This is a genomic window from Arthrobacter sp. AOP36-A1-22 (assembly GCF_052377615.1).
In the GTDB taxonomy this organism is placed as follows: Bacteria; Actinomycetota; Actinomycetes; order Actinomycetales; family Micrococcaceae; genus Arthrobacter_H.
The window spans coordinates 19,753-33,705 of the sequence record NZ_JBQSWX010000009.1 but is presented as its reverse complement, the minus strand read 5'-3'; the positions used below and the strand labels follow the sequence as shown (position 1 = coordinate 33,705).

9 protein-coding genes and 1 tRNA gene are annotated in these 13,953 nt (G+C 66.4%); 3 read left to right on the top strand and 7 right to left on the bottom strand.

Going from position 1 to position 13,953, the window contains the following annotated elements:
* Positions 1–8 precede the first annotated feature (8 nt).
* The 4 genes from ACT3S2_RS07445 to ACT3S2_RS07430 all read right to left on the bottom strand — a co-directional run bounded on the left by ACT3S2_RS07445 (position 9) and on the right by ACT3S2_RS07430 (position 5,621).
* Entirely contained in the window at positions 9–944 is a 936-nt protein-coding gene (locus tag ACT3S2_RS07445; RefSeq protein ID WP_444554350.1) for a cytochrome b/b6 domain-containing protein, read from the bottom strand.
* A gap of 143 nt (positions 945–1,087) precedes the next feature.
* Positions 1,088–1,161 (bottom strand) — tRNA-Met (locus tag ACT3S2_RS07440).
* A 147-nt stretch (positions 1,162–1,308) separates the two neighbouring features.
* Positions 1,309–4,368: a UPF0182 family membrane protein gene (locus tag ACT3S2_RS07435; RefSeq protein WP_444554349.1), complete on the bottom strand. Its 3,060-nt coding sequence runs from the start codon at positions 4,366–4,368 to the stop codon at positions 1,309–1,311.
* 134 nt (positions 4,369–4,502) lie between these two features.
* Positions 4,503–5,621 carry a YlbL family protein gene (locus tag ACT3S2_RS07430; protein ID WP_444554348.1) on the bottom strand — a complete coding sequence of 373 codons (1,119 nt, stop codon included), beginning with the start codon at positions 5,619–5,621 and terminating at the stop codon, positions 4,503–4,505.
* A gap of 158 nt (positions 5,622–5,779) precedes the next feature.
* On the opposite strand from ACT3S2_RS07430, the gene ACT3S2_RS07425 reads away from it, so the two are divergent.
* Positions 5,780–7,267 carry a zinc-dependent metalloprotease gene (locus ACT3S2_RS07425; protein ID WP_444554347.1) on the top strand — a complete coding sequence of 496 codons (1,488 nt, stop codon included), beginning with the start codon at positions 5,780–5,782 and terminating at the stop codon, positions 7,265–7,267.
* 91 nt (positions 7,268–7,358) lie between these two features.
* Here the strand turns inward: ACT3S2_RS07425 and ACT3S2_RS07420 are convergent, their stop codons facing one another.
* Entirely contained in the window at positions 7,359–8,075 is a 717-nt protein-coding gene (locus tag ACT3S2_RS07420; RefSeq protein WP_444561470.1) for a M48 metallopeptidase family protein, read from the bottom strand.
* A gap of 178 nt (positions 8,076–8,253) precedes the next feature.
* Between ACT3S2_RS07420 and ACT3S2_RS07415 the strand changes: the two genes are divergently transcribed.
* Complete coding sequence (locus ACT3S2_RS07415; protein ID WP_444561469.1) at positions 8,254–9,189, top strand: hypothetical protein; 936 nt, start codon at positions 8,254–8,256, stop codon at positions 9,187–9,189.
* A gap of 9 nt (positions 9,190–9,198) precedes the next feature.
* Here ACT3S2_RS07415 and ACT3S2_RS07410 read toward each other — a convergent pair whose 3' ends face one another.
* Complete coding sequence (locus tag ACT3S2_RS07410) at positions 9,199–11,319, bottom strand: ATP-dependent DNA helicase UvrD2 (RefSeq protein ID WP_444561468.1); 2,121 nt, start codon at positions 11,317–11,319, stop codon at positions 9,199–9,201.
* 4 nt (positions 11,320–11,323) lie between these two features.
* Positions 11,324–12,274 (bottom strand): NAD(+) diphosphatase, encoded by a 951-nt coding sequence (gene nudC / locus ACT3S2_RS07405; RefSeq protein WP_444561467.1) that lies wholly within the window; start codon positions 12,272–12,274, stop codon positions 11,324–11,326.
* Positions 12,275–12,483: 209 nt separating this feature from the next.
* On the opposite strand from nudC, the gene ACT3S2_RS07400 reads away from it, so the two are divergent.
* Positions 12,484–13,950, top strand: a complete 1,467-nt coding sequence (locus ACT3S2_RS07400; RefSeq protein ID WP_444561466.1) for a phosphotransferase — start codon at positions 12,484–12,486, stop codon at positions 13,948–13,950.
* The last annotated feature ends 3 nt before the right edge of the window (positions 13,951–13,953 follow it).

Genomic DNA, 13,953 nt, shown 5'->3' with positions numbered 1-13,953 from the left:
ACGGGTGGTCAGCGGCTCACTTTGCCCATCAGTGAGGCAATCGGGCCGACGAAGATGGGTCGTGCCAGCAATGCCGCACCGACGATGACGACCAATGAGATGGCGAAGAAGATGAATCCGAGCCAGCCTCCGTCGTCCCGCGCGGCGAACATGTGGTTCAGGTTGCGCAAGGCCCCGGTGCTGAGCACCAGGGTCACGTGCACGACCACGAAGAGCACGAAGTAGAGCATGACTGGGAAGTGCAACGCGCGGGCCGCTTCGATCGGGTAGAGGCGGTTGAGCCTCTTCGCCTTCGTCGGCCATATCGAGGACATCCGCAGACCGGTGATGATGGCCAACGGGGCCGCCACGAAGACGGTCAGGAAGTAGGTCAGCAGTTGCAGGCTGTTGTAGTTCACCCAGCCGTCATCCAGCGGCCAGTTCAGCGACACGTATTGCAGGCCGGCCGAAACGGCATTGGGGATGATGTCCCAACTGGTCGGGACGATGCGCCGCCATTGGCCGGTGGAGAAGAGCAGGACGATGAAGATGGTCCCGTTCAGGACCCACAACACGTCGAGGCTCAGGTGCATCCAGAGGTCAAGGCTGATGCGCTTGGGCGCCTTCTTGGTCTTGATCAGCCCCTTGTTGTTGCGCACCCAGTGGGCTGCGGGCCGTTGCGTGGTCCGCACCCTCCACCCGGTGAGCACCAGCAGGACGATGAAGAAGGCGTTGAGGAAGTGCTGCCACCCCAACCATGCCGGCAGCCCTACCGGGGCCACGGCGGGCAGCGGAACCTGCCCGGGGTAGGTGGTCATGAATTCCGAGACCGGTGCGGTGCCGGTCAACCACCTGGCACCCAGGACGACCAGCGCCAGGATGACGACGGCACCTCCTGCATAGATGCCGAAGCGTCCCCAACGGCTTCCGGTCACAGCAGATGGTGTGCGGGTTTGCTGATTCACCAATTGTTCCTCTCGGCGCGGTTTGCTGGACTCGATGATACTAGGTCTTGCAACCATTTAGTAGGAGGTCAAAGCTTTTTTCGAGTTTCCGGGCACACAAAAGGTCCCGGCCGATGTTTCCATCGACCGGGACCTTTTCTCCGTTGCGGGGGCAAGATTTGAACTTGCGACCTCCGGGTTATGAGCCCGGCGAGCTACCGAACTGCTCCACCCCGCGGCGTGCTTAAAGCATCCCATCTTCGGGCCCCAACCTCAAATCGAAAGGCGGTGGTGTCACGCAGATCACTACGTGGCACCACCGCCTTCGACGGGGACGGGTCATCGATGGCCGGACTACCGGCCCACCGAGGCCCGCCCTGTGCGGCTAGCCCTTCGAATCCTTGGCCGGAGCCGACCCGTCCTGACCCGGGATCGGGTTGTCCGAGGACTTCTCCTTATCGGTTTCGACCGGCTCACCGGAGATCTTCCCTTCGAGCTCCAGTGCCTTGTCCAGTGCGTCGCCGAGCTTCTTCTGCTCGTTGCCGTACGTGGCGAAGTCACCATCGGACAGGGCCTTCTGGCCAGCCTTGATGGCCGAGTTGGCGTCCGCCAGCGCTTCCTTGAGCTGCTGCTGCTCGTTCGCCGGAGCCTCTTCAGCACCTGCTCCGCCCTCGTCGTCGTCGTGCTTCTTGCTCCCGTCGCCCTCACTCGTCTCGGCACCCGAGGAACCTTCGAAAAGCTGGTCCAGGGATTCGGACAAGGTATCGGCGAAGCCGACCTTGTCGCCGAAGGAGGTCAGCACCTTGCGCAACGTCGGGTAGGACGTCTCGCCGGTGGACTGGACGTATACCGGCTGCACGTACAGCACGCCACCGCCGACCGGCAGCGAGAGCAGGTTGCCGTTGATGACCTTCGAGGCACCGGAACGCAGCAGGTTCAACTGGGTCGACACCGTGGTGTTGGAGTCGAAGTTCTGCTGTGCCTGGCCCGGCCCGGGGACCACGGTGGAACGCGGCAGTTCGAGCAACCGCAGCGTGCCGTAGCCATCGGACTTCTTCCCCTTCTTGTCCCCGGCGTCGGCCTCGGCCGAGAGGAAGCCATAGAGCACGTTGCGCTGCTGGCTTCCGGCGCTGGTCTTGGGGATGAACGTGCTGGTGAGGGAGAACGTCTCCTTCTTCTGGTCCGGCATGCGCAGCGAGAGGTAGTACGGCGGCTGCGGTACCGGGTTGTCCGGTGTGGTCGGGTCGTTGGGGACCGACCAGGCGTCGTTGGACTCGTAGAAGTCGTCGGGATCGGTCACGTGGTAGTCGCCGAGCAGGGTCCGCTGGACCTTGAACAGGTCCTCCGGGTACCTCACGTGGCTCATCAGGTCCCCGGAGATCTCCGAAATCGGCTTCACCGTGGTGGGGAAGACCTTCTGCCAGGCCTTCAGCAGCGGCTCGTCGGGCTCCCAGGCATACAGGTCGACCGAACCGTCATAGGCATCGACGGTGGCCTTGACGGAGTTGCGGATGTAGTTCACCTTGCCCGAGAGCGTCGCGGTCCGGTTCTCACCGGTCAGCGAATCGCGCACGGCGGTGTCGAGCTGCTGCTCGGTGGAGTACGGGAAGGAACTGTTGGTCGTATAGGCGTCCACGATCCACTTCACGCGGCCGTCGACGATGGCCGGGTAGGTATTCGAGTCGGTCGTCAGATACGGGGCGACCTTCTGCACCCGGTCCTTCGGGGACCGGTCGTAGAGGATCTGCGATTCGTTGTTGATGGCGTCCGAAAGCAGCAGGTCCGTGGAGCTGAACTTCAGCGAGTAGACCAGTCGGTTGAACAAATTGCCCACGATGGGCCCGCCGTCTCCTTCGAACGTGGTCTTGGCGTCGCCCTCTCCGGACTGGTCCGAGGGGTGGTCCAGTTCGCGGGCGGTCCAGTCGTCGGGGCCACCGACCACCGAGTATTCCGGAGAGAATTCACCGAAGTAGATCCGGGGCTCGTAGGTGGAATCGTCGGCCAGCACGCCGGTGGTCGGGATCCCGGAGAGCATGAAGTCGGGGCGCCCACCGGCCGCGACCTTGGCGCCGTAGGCGGCCACGGCACCGTAGCCGTGGGTGTAGGTCACGTGCTGGTTGACCCAGCTGTCGGTCGGATCGACGTTGACCTCGCGGACGGCGATGACCGTATCCTCCGTCTTGCCGTCCACCTCATAGCGGTCGACGTTCAGGGTCGGGGCGAATTTGTAGTACGTACGGAACTGCTGGAGCTGGGCAAAGGCATCGGAGACCAGATCGGGGTCCAGCAGGCGGATGTTCGTCGTGGTGGCCTTGTCCTTGGACAGGGCGTTCTTGGCCGTGTCGATGGTGGCATCGTAGTTGCTCGACTCCACGTCGGAGAGGCCGTAGGCCTGACGGGTCATCTCGATGTTCTTCTTGATGTAGGGCTGTTCGAGCGTCTTCTCGGAGGGGACGACCTGGAATTGCTGCACCAGCATCGGGTAGACCCCGCCGGCGACCAGGGCGGTCACCACGAGCATGGCCGTGCCGATCAGCGGCAGCTTCCACCGGCCCATGATGGCGCCGACCACGAACAACACGGCCACCAGGACCGCGGCGACGACCAGGATCGTCTTGGTGGGGATGACGGCATGCACATCGGTGTACAGCGCGCCGGCGACGCGTCCGCCCTGGTCCTCCAGCGTGGAGTAGCGGTCAAGCCAGAAGTTGGCGCCCTGGAGCAGCAGGAACAAGGCGGCGGCGATGGAGACATGCAGCCGGGCCGAGCGGGAGATGGTGACTCCACCGCGTTCCTGGATGCGGATGCCCCCATAGAGGTAGTGGGTCAGCAGCCCGGCAATGCCGGCGATCAACACGACGCTGATCAGGAAGCCGACGAGCAGCCCGTAGAAGGGCAGCGAGTTCATGTAGAAGGAGAGGTCCAGGTTGAACTGGGGGTCCACTTCCCCGTAGGGAACCCGGTTGATGTACAACAACACGGTCTGCCACTGGGAGGCCAGGGCGGTGGCGGCGAAGGCGCCGATCACCAGCGGGATCCCCCACATCAGCAGGCGGCGGATCGGCTCCAGCTGGGCCTGGTAGCGGGAGATGTTGTCCTGCATCTGCATGTCAGGGGCGTACACCGGACGGGTTTTGAAAGCGATCTGCAGACTGGCCCGGATGGCTGCGGCCATGATCAGGAAGGCCACCACGAAAATGGCCACCTTGGTGAGCAGTTCGGTCCAGAACACCTGCCCGTAGCCGACCTGGTTGTACCAGAGGACGTCGGCGTAGATATTCGCGAAGAAGATGAACGCGGCCACCAGGATGCCGATGGCCACGATGGTGGGCACCAGCGGCGATGGCTTCTTATTGGTGGGCGCGGGGCGTTGCTGGCCGCCGCCTTCGTCATCGCCGGAACCCTGGGGTCGTCGGCCGAACGGGTTGTCAGGACCAAAACTCACTTATTGAACCTCATCGTTGGTACGAGCTACCGCGCACCCACAGTAGGCAGGAGCACACTCGCCCATTCTGCCTTGAGTCAGGTCAACTCGCTAACCCCCCGGGGGGTGTTGCGTGGGTTTCACAGCAGAAACATTCACGAACCACAGGTCGACAGGGTCTCCGGGTCGGCTCCAGAGGCGATGGATTCCACCGACTGGCGCGCCTGTTCGAGGGTGGAGACCTTGACGACGGTCAGCCCGTCCGGCACGCGTCCGTCGATATCGCCACAGTTGCCGGCGGGGGCCAGGAAGTAATCCGCGCCTCCGCCCCTGGCACCTACCAGCTTCTGGGCGATGCCTCCGATGCGGCCCACCTTCCCGTCTGCGTCGATGGTCCCCGTTCCGGCGATGTTGTTGCCTCCGGTGAGATCCTCGGGGGTGAGCGTATCGATGATTCCCAGGGCGAACATCATCCCGGCGCTGGGCCCGCCGATATCGGACAGGGTGAACTTCACATCAAAGGGGAAGGTGTACCGGGTGCCCAGGTAGACGCCGAGTTGGTGTTTCCCGTCGTCGGAGACCGTGGTCTTCGCGGTGAGCTTTTTTTCCTGGCCGGCCCGTTCGATCTCCAACCGGGGTTTCCCCTCGGAGGAATCCTGCAGCGCGGACCGGAGCATGTCCAGATCGGTGATGGGGCGGCCGTCGATCCGCCGCAGGACGTCGTCGGTCTGCAGCAGGCCCTTATTCGTGGTGTTGGCCAGCCCGGCCACCGTGAGTTCCTGTTCGTAGTCGATCCCCAGGTCCCCCAGGGCCGCGGCTACCGAGCTCTGCTGGGAATCGTCCATCTCGGCGGCGTTGTTGTCACTGATCTGCTCGCTGGTGGCGGTGCGCGGGTACAGCGCTTCCTCCGGATAGACGTCCTCGCTCGGATCCGCCCAGGCCTGGAGCACCCTGAAGAAGGAGGTCTTCCCCTGCGCCCCGCCCAGGACGTAGACGGTCGTCAGGTCCAGGGAACCACTAGTGGGGTAGGTCTTGTGTCCGGAGACCTCGATGAGTTGTTTGCCGTGTTCCTTGCCCAACGTGTTGACGGCCGGACCCGGGGCCTCCACGACATAGGGAGTGGGCAGGGCCAGCGCCACGAACGCGAGCACGACGGCCAGGCAGGTCGCCGTGATCAGCCGCCGCTGGCTCCGGCGCGGGCGGACGGGGGGCGGTTCGTTTTCCGGCGCCGGCTCGTGGGTGGCGCGCTCCTGGGGGTCCTGCGGCTGGGTCACCGTGGTTGTCTTTCCTTCCGGCTTTTCGCCGACCCGCAGGCCGGTGCGCATTAGATCCCCCCAAGGCTACAAGGTAAGTCCTTGTTTTCGCTGTGCCGACAGCGAACCTGCCGTTTCATCCCTCGTGGCCGTCCACGGTCCGGGGGTACCGTGGGTGCATGGCTGAGAACCCCCCGAACAACCGCCCAGACGGCTCTGACGACCCGGATGATTCCGGCAGCAACGACCCCTTTTCGGAGATGCTCTCCAACCTTTTCGGTGGCCAGCTTCCTCCGGGCATGGACCCCGCCGATCTGCAGAAGCAGTTCGGTGCCATGGGCATGCCCTCGGATCCGGCCGCCATGCAGGCGATGATGGCCCAGATGCAGGCCATGATGGGTGCCATGTCCTCCGGCGACGGAAGCCCCGTGAATTGGAAGCTGGCCCAGGACACCGCCCGCCAGGCAGCCTCCGGGGACGACCCCAGCGTGACCACGGCGCGGGCCGCAGCCATCACCGAAGCGGGTCGACTGGCCGATCTGTGGCTCGATCAGGCCACCACCTTCGAGGCCTCGGCCTCGGGTTTCTCCTCCTATTCGCGGGCCCAGTGGGTCGAGAAGACCCTGCCACGGTGGAAGAAACTCACCGAACCCGTGGCGATCAGCGTTTCGCAGGCGATCAGTACCGCCATGCGCGATCAGGTCCCCGAGGAAATGAAGTCCATGCTCGGCTCCGCCCAGGGCATGTTCCAGAACCTCGGCGGCGCCATGTTCGGCATGCAGCTGGGTACGGCCGTCGGCGGCCTGGCCAAGGACGTGCTCGGATCCACTGATATCGGGATTCCGCTCACCACGGATGCGCCGGCCCTGGTGCCCACCAACGTGGCGGCCTTCGGCGAGGGTCTGGACATCCCCGAACAAGAGGTCATGCTCTTTGCCGCGTTGCGCGAATCAGCCCACGCCCGACTCTTCCAGCGGGTCCCCTGGTTGCAGGCCCATGTGCTAGGAGCCATCGAGGATTACGCCCGCGGAATCCACATCGACATGTCCAGGGTCGAGGAAGCCATCCGCGACATCGACCCGTCCAATCCCGAATCCATCCAAGGGGCCGTGACGGAGGGGCTCTTCATGCCCCAGCGCACCGGGGCCCAGGAGGCGGCACTGGCCAAGCTCGAAACGGCATTGGCCTTGATCGAAGGCTGGGTCGATGAGGTCGTGGCCGAGGCGGCAGCCAATCTGCCCTCCGCACCCGCCCTGCGTGAGACGGTCCGGCGGCGCCGGGCCACCGGCGGGCCCGCCGAGCAGGCCTTCGCCTCCCTGGTTGGCCTCGAATTGCGTCCACGTCGGCTGCGCGATGCCGCCACGCTGTGGTCGATCCTCAAGGATGAGCGTGGAATGGAAGGTCGGGACGCCGTCTGGCAGCATCCGGATCTGATGCCGGCCGCCGAGGATCTCGACGATCCCGAGGGATTCTCCTCGCGGCGGGCCCTGGCTGAAGCCTCGGCTGGCGAGATGGATGAGGCCCTGAACCGGTTGCTCGACGGCGGCTACGACGAACCCGAGCAGACGCCCGGGGCCTCCGATGAAGATCATTCCTCCGACGACGGGGACCCCGACTCCCCCGAGGATGGGTCGGACCCCGGGCAGGGCCCCGAGACGCCCCGCTGACCTTCAGCCCGTGCTATCCCCCCGCCTCACACCCAGCCGGGTGTGAGGACTGAAACGGCCGGTGTCGTCCCTGCGGACGCCACCGGCCGTTTCAGTCGGTCCAATCATCGGACGGCTCCTCATCCCACCCTCCGGCCCCGTCGGCTCCTTCACGATCTCCGGGGCCGCTACCGGCCCGGGGAGGCCCCCGATGGGTCCCCTCCGTTTCCTGCTCCTGCGCCATGCCGAAACTGACGCCCCAGAGGTAGGCCTTGGCCTCGTCAAGCCGTTCGAAGCGGGCTTCGAGGGCCTTGAACTGGGGGCCGTGACCGTCCTCGGCGATGAGATGGGCGAGTTCATGGACGAGGATGTAGTCCTGCACCCAGGACGGCATCTGCTGCAACCGATGGTTCAGCCGTATCGCCCCCGAGCCGGTGGAGGTCGACCCCCATCTGGTGTTCTGGTTGGTCACCCATTTCACCGACAACGGTTCGGCCCGTGACTGCAGGTACTTCCGGTTCAGGCGCTGGGCCCGCTGCATCAGTTCCGTATCCGCGTTTTCGCCGAACTTCCCCAGGGCCTTCGCCCGCCGGGCCAGGATGTCAGGGACCATCCGGTCGACCCAGTCGTTTTCCTGCCGCAGGCTCAGGGTGGCCGGGATGGAAATCACCGCGGCCCCGTCCTTCCAGACACCGGAGACCGTGCGGCGCCGCCGGGCCGAACGCAGCACGCGCACATTCACCCCGTCGGCGGTGACCAGTTCGCGTTCGGTCGGTCGCTGGACCATGGTGGTTCCTCGTTTCTCGTCGTCGTATGCCGCGGTGGCCACTCGCCCACCAGAAGCTGTGGAAACCCGGATTCCAGCGCACCGGACCTGTCAGGATATCCCCACCGGAACCCTTCCGGCAGAATCGCTGGAGGCGAACATGCGCATCATCCCCGGACTTCAGATCGTCAGCGTAACCGAGACCTCACTTCGGATTGGAGCCCCAGGCGACGGACTGTGGATGACCGGGCTGACCCCCGTCGACCAGCAGTACATCCACTGGCTGGCCACCGAGGACGGAAGTACCGTCGAGCCACCGCCGCACGGCTCGCTCAGCCCCGATCCGGGCCCGCGCCGGCGCCGCGAACTCCTCGACTTGCTGGCTCCGGTCCTGGAGGATTCCTACCGGCTGCCCGGCGCCCTGGGGGCCAGTCTGGTCCCTGACGTCAATGCATATTCGGTGGCCTATACGGCACCGGCCGGGGAACTGGTCCGGCAACGGTCCCGCTCCGCCGCCCGGATCCACGGCCTGGGCCGCTGCGGTCAGACCATCGCCTCGTTGCTGGCAGCCAGCGGGATCGGTGGGCTCTACCTGAACGACGAGCATCCGGTCCTCGCCGGTGACATCGGCATCGGTCCGTTGCGGATGGCCGATCTGGGTAAATCGCGCACCGTCGCCCTGGCCCACCGGCTGGGCCAGCAATGGCCCCGTACCCGGCTCTCCGGATGGGCTCCGGGCCCCGATTCCTCCGGGGTGGGAGCCCGGATCACGGTGGTGACCGCTTGCGACGCCCTGCCCGAATCATGGGCCGCCCATCTGGCGGGGACCCGCATGCCCCACCTGCCGGTGGTGTTCGGTCCGGCCTGGGCACGCGTCGGACCGCTGGTCATCCCCGGGCTGACGACCTGTCTGGATTGCGCCCAACCACCTGTCGGGGCCCCGATGGCGGGCCCCCGGGCCGCAGGGACGCCCCGACCGGGGAGTTCGACCGCCGAGTTGGCGCTCTCCTGCACCGCCGCCGGGCTGGCTGCCGTACAGATCCTGATGTTGCTGGACGGGGTCAATGTCCCCTCCACCGCCGACGCCATGCTGACCATCGATCTGGCGACCGGTGGCGTGCAGCGGGTCCCGGTCCAGCCGCGTTCCGACTGCACCTGCATGGTTCCCGCCGCCTGACCGGTGGTCTCAGGCCGGGGCGGACCCCGTGCCCAGGATGTCCAGGACGTCCTGGCCGTAGCGTTCCAGCTTGGCCGACCCGACCCCGGATACCTTGGACAGTGCCGAGGGATCGGAGGGCATGGCTTCGGCAATGGCCATCAGCGTTGCGTCGGTGAACACGACGAAGGCGGGCACCTCGGCCTCCTTGGAGGTCTTCAACCTCCATTCGCGCAGGGCCTCGTACACCGCCTCGTCGTAGCTCGAGGGGCAGTCGAGGCACCGACCGAGTTTGCGCTCGGCAGGGCTGCCCAACAAGGTTCCACAGACCCGGCAGGTCGGCGGGGTGGCCGCCTTGCGTCGTTTAGAACCGCCGCCCGCGGGCCGGGCCGCGGCCCGGGAGGAGGAGGCCGGACGCAGCCCGTCCAAAAAACGCGAGGGCCGTCGACTGGCCCGCCCTCCCGGGGTCCGCGCCGTGGACCAGGTCAGCGACAACTGCTTCCTGGCCCGGGTGATGCCCACATAGAGCAACCGGCGCTCCTCGTCATAGTCGCCCTGGTCCTCGGCGAAGGAGATCGGCATCAGCCCCTCGCTGAGCCCGACCAGGAACACGGCATCCCACTCCAGCCCCTTGGCCGAGTGCAACGACGCCAGGGTGACCCCCTGGACAGTCGGCGCGTGTTGGGTGGTCGCCCGTTCATCAAGTTCGGCCACGAACTCCAACAAGGTGAATGGTGTTTCGCGGTCGGCCCGGGCTGCGGAGAGCTCGTCGGCGAGCGCGACCAGCGCGGAGAGCGATTCCCAGCGTTCACGCACTGCCCCGCCACTGGTGGGAGCCTGCGGGGAATAACCCAGCGAAGCCAGCACATCACGGCAGAGCTGGGGTACGGCGTCGTCCGCCGGCTGACGCGAGGCGGCACGCAGGGCCAGTACCGCGTCACGGACCTCCCTACGTTGGAAGAAACGCTCCCCGCCCCGCAGCTGGTAGCCGATCCCCGCCCCCGAGAGGGCTTGTTCGTAGGCCTCGGACTGTCCATTCGTCCGGAACAGCACGGCGATCTGCGCCGGTTCCACGCCGTCCTGGATCAATGTGCCGATGGTGCGGGCCACATGGGCGGCCTCCGCCTCGTCGTCGCTGCATTCGGTGAACGCCGGTTCGGGGCCCGGCTCTCGTTGGGCGAGCAGTTCCAGCGGCGTCGCCCACTGCACGTCGCGGCCGGCGACCCCATGTTCGAGGCGGCGGGAGGCCAGCAGACTGTTGGCCAGGTTCACGACCTGGGGGGTGGAGCGGTAGTCGCGGACCAGGCGGACCACCGGGGCCTGCGGATACTCGAGGGTGAAGTCGAGCAGATGGGAGGGGGTGGCCCCGGTGAAGGAGTAGATGGTCTGGCTGGCATCGCCGACCACGCACAGTTCGTCCCGCCCACCGAGCCAGAGCTTGAGCAACCGCTGTTGCAGCGGTGAGACGTCCTGGTACTCGTCGACGACGAAATGCCGGTACTGCTCCCGCACCGAGGCAGCCACCCGGGGGTCCTCGTCCAGGATCCCCACGGTCAACAGCAGCACGTCCTCGAAGTCGATCACATGGCGATCGGATTTCACGTCCTCATAGGACTGGAAGAGCCGGGCCACGGTACGCGGGTCCAAGCCGGCGGCCTCGGCCCGTCCCGAGGCCGCCGCGACGTACCCCTCGGGGGTGTGCATCGAGACCTTGGCCCATTCGATTTCGGCGGCCATGTCGCGGATGGAGGCCCGGTCGGTGGAGATGCGTAGCCGGCGGGCTGCTTCAGCCACGAGCTGGGCCTTATGCCCCACGATCGACGGCAGCTGCCCGCCGATGGCCTGCGGCCAGAAGTATTGCAGTTGGCGCAAGGCCGCGGCGTGGAAGGTCCGGGCCTGGACGCCGCCGGCTTCGAGGTCACGCAGCCGGGTGCGCATCTCGCTGGCGGCCCTGGAGGTGAAGGTCACGGCCAGGACCTGGTTGGGCTTGTACACCGAGGTGTGCACGCCGTAGGCGATGCGGTGGGTGATGGCACGGGTCTTGCCGGTTCCGGCCCCGGCCAGGACGCAGAGCGGCCCGTTGAGCGTGGTCGCCACGCTGCGCTGCTCCTCGTCAAGGCCGCCAAGGATGCGCTCTTCCAATGTGGTCATGCGTTTAGTTCTCCATCCGGCGCGGTTCGGGCAGCGGCCCACCGTACCAATGTTCGATGAGGGCACTGGAGATCGAGACGCCCGAAGGGACGCCGATGGTGCCGTCGGTGACCTCCCTGGCCAGTTCCTCCCGGGTGAACCAGCGCAGGTCGATGATCTCTTCGCCGTCGGGGGCGACCGTCGCGGTCTCGGCCCTCGCCGTGAATCCGAGCATGAGTGAGCACGGGAACGGCCAGGGTTGTGAACCGGCGTACCGGATCGAGTGGACCCGGACGTCGGCCTCCTCCCCGATCTCGCGTTCCACGGCTTCCTCCAGGGACTCCCCCGGTTCCACGAATCCAGCCAGGGTCGAATACCGCCGGCCGCCCCATTGGGCGTTCGCCCCCAGCAGGAGCCGGTCCTCGGCGTCGGTGATGGCGACGATGACCGCCGGATCGGTCCGGGGAAAATGTTGTGAACCATCCTGCGGGCAGATCCTGACCCAGCCGCTGTGCACGACGTCGGTCGGTGTTCCGCAGCGCGGGCAATGGGTGTGGCTGGCATGCCAGTTGGCGATGGCCACCGCCTCGACGAACAGCCCGGCATCGCGGGCACCCAGTCCGGCGGCGACATCGCGCAGCCCCAACCAGTCGGCATCGACGGGAGCCTGCGCTGGGGCCTTGTCGAGGTCGGCCAGCACGATCTCCCGCCCGTCCGAACGCCCCAGGTACACCCAACGGCAGTCCTCCGGCAGGCCCTCGGTTCCCACGAGGGCCAATTCACCGTCGCGGACCGGGGTCCGGCCGTTGACCAGGAGGAGGGCCTTGGTCCCTCCGTCCTCCAGCAAGGAATCGAGCCAGCCTTCTTCCTGCCGGCGTTCACACCCCCGGTCCACTTCGGTCCGGGCCAATGGAAGTCGCCCCAGGAGCGGGAGATCGGGAGCGGCCTCGGCAACGGGATCGTGGGAAGAAGTCATGGTCCTACCGTACTGAGGTTGGCCCCCGGCCCGCATATCCGCAGGTCACCGCTGTGGACGCCGCTGCCCTGCCGGAAGCGGACCACGGGGTGTGCTGGATCACGAGCGCACCCATTGGTTGTGTAATAACTGTGTAGTGGCCGTCATTCAGGCGACTCGCCGTCGACGAGGCGTGGCCGCGGGGCACTTCGCGGCATACGGTTGTGTACGTGAAACGTTCTCCCATGGAACTGGCCGCCATCGCGACCGCAGCGGTGCCGGGGTTGACTCCTGCCCGCGTCGCCGGCATCGCGGATGATCCCGATGACTTCGATTCGGCGCTGGTCATCGACGCGCAGAAGAACCGCTGGAGGGTGCGTTCACCCCGTCACCAGGAATCCAGCATGCGGTTGGAGACCGAGCTCACCGCACTGCGTTCCTTCACCCCCGGCATCCGCGCCTCGTTGCCCTTCAGGCTGCCCTCCGTGGCCGGGACCGTGCGTCAGGGAAGCCTGCGCACCTTCGTCTACAACCACCTGCCCGGCCAAGTGATGGACCTCGACGAACTGGTGGCCGCCGGTGGCTCCACCGCAGCGGATATCGGCCGCATCATCGCCGCCATCCACGCGTTGCCCGAGGAACTGGTCGATCGGGCCGACCTACCGGTCTATACCGCCGAGGAATTCCGTCAACGCAAGCTCAACGAGCTCGATCAGGCCGCCATGACGGGGCGAATCCCCCCGCGGCTGCTCCGCCGTTGGGAGCACGCCTTGGAGGATGTGGCGTTGTGGCGCTTCAACCCGCGCGTGGTCCACGGGGATGTCCACGAGGACAACCTGCTGATCGAACACGGCAAGGTGGCCGCCGTGATCGGCTGGACCGATGTGCGCATCGGGGACCCGGCCGATGACTTCGCCTGGCTCGCAGCCGCCCACGAACAGTCCTTCACCGACACCGTCGTCGAGGCCTACACCGCCGCACGCGGCGAACTGGCCGACCCGCACATCATGCGCCGTGCCGCTCTGGCGGCCGAATTCGCGTTGGCCCAATGGCTTTCCCGCGGACTGGCGACCAACGATGCCGAACGCATTGCCGAAGGCGAACAGATGCTGCGCGATCTCGACGAAGACATCTCCGAGTACGGCGGCCAGCCGATCAGCATCGTGGACCCGCCCCGCATGGATATCAACGGGCAGCCGATTCCCGAGGACGACGACGAATCGAACGGGACTGATGCCCCGGACCTCGACGCTGCCCTTCAGGACCAGGAGGCCACCGATCTCCCGTCAACTCCCGCCGACGAAGGGCCCCCGGGAGTCCCTGCGCCTCCGAATGTGCCGCCGAAACCACGGGTCGCCCCCGCCTCCCCCGAGGGCCTGCCCACGGACGAAGACTCCGACGCCCCCTCCACCAGCGATCCCGCCGAGGTCTCCAACACGGACTCCGGTGATCCCGTTGCGGATCCCTCCGGCGCCGCAGAGGATGACGCTGCGCCCGTCCAGGATGAGGAGGAGCCGGCCTTCCTGCGCGATGCCGATATCGACGACGAGGACTCCCCCGCACCAACGGATGCCGGCAGCGATGCCCAGCAAACTCCGCCGTCCGACACCGTTGCCTCCGGGCTGGAGACCGATGCGATGCCGATGATCGTCATCGAGTCCTCGGAGAAGTCCGGCCCTTCCACGGATTCGAAGTAATCC

Bases quoted from the DNA above. Each gene is read 5' to 3' on its own strand.
- ACT3S2_RS07425 (WP_444554347.1), top strand. From the start codon at position 5,780: ATGGCTGAGAACCCCCCGAACAACCGCCCAGACGGCTCTGACGACCCG.
- ACT3S2_RS07415 (WP_444561469.1), top strand. From the start codon at position 8,254: ATGACCGGGCTGACCCCCGTCGACCAGCAGTACATCCACTGGCTGGCC.
- ACT3S2_RS07410 (WP_444561468.1), bottom strand. From the start codon at position 11,319: ATGACCACATTGGAAGAGCGCATCCTTGGCGGCCTTGACGAGGAGCAG.
- nudC (WP_444561467.1), bottom strand. From the start codon at position 12,274: ATGACTTCTTCCCACGATCCCGTTGCCGAGGCCGCTCCCGATCTCCCG.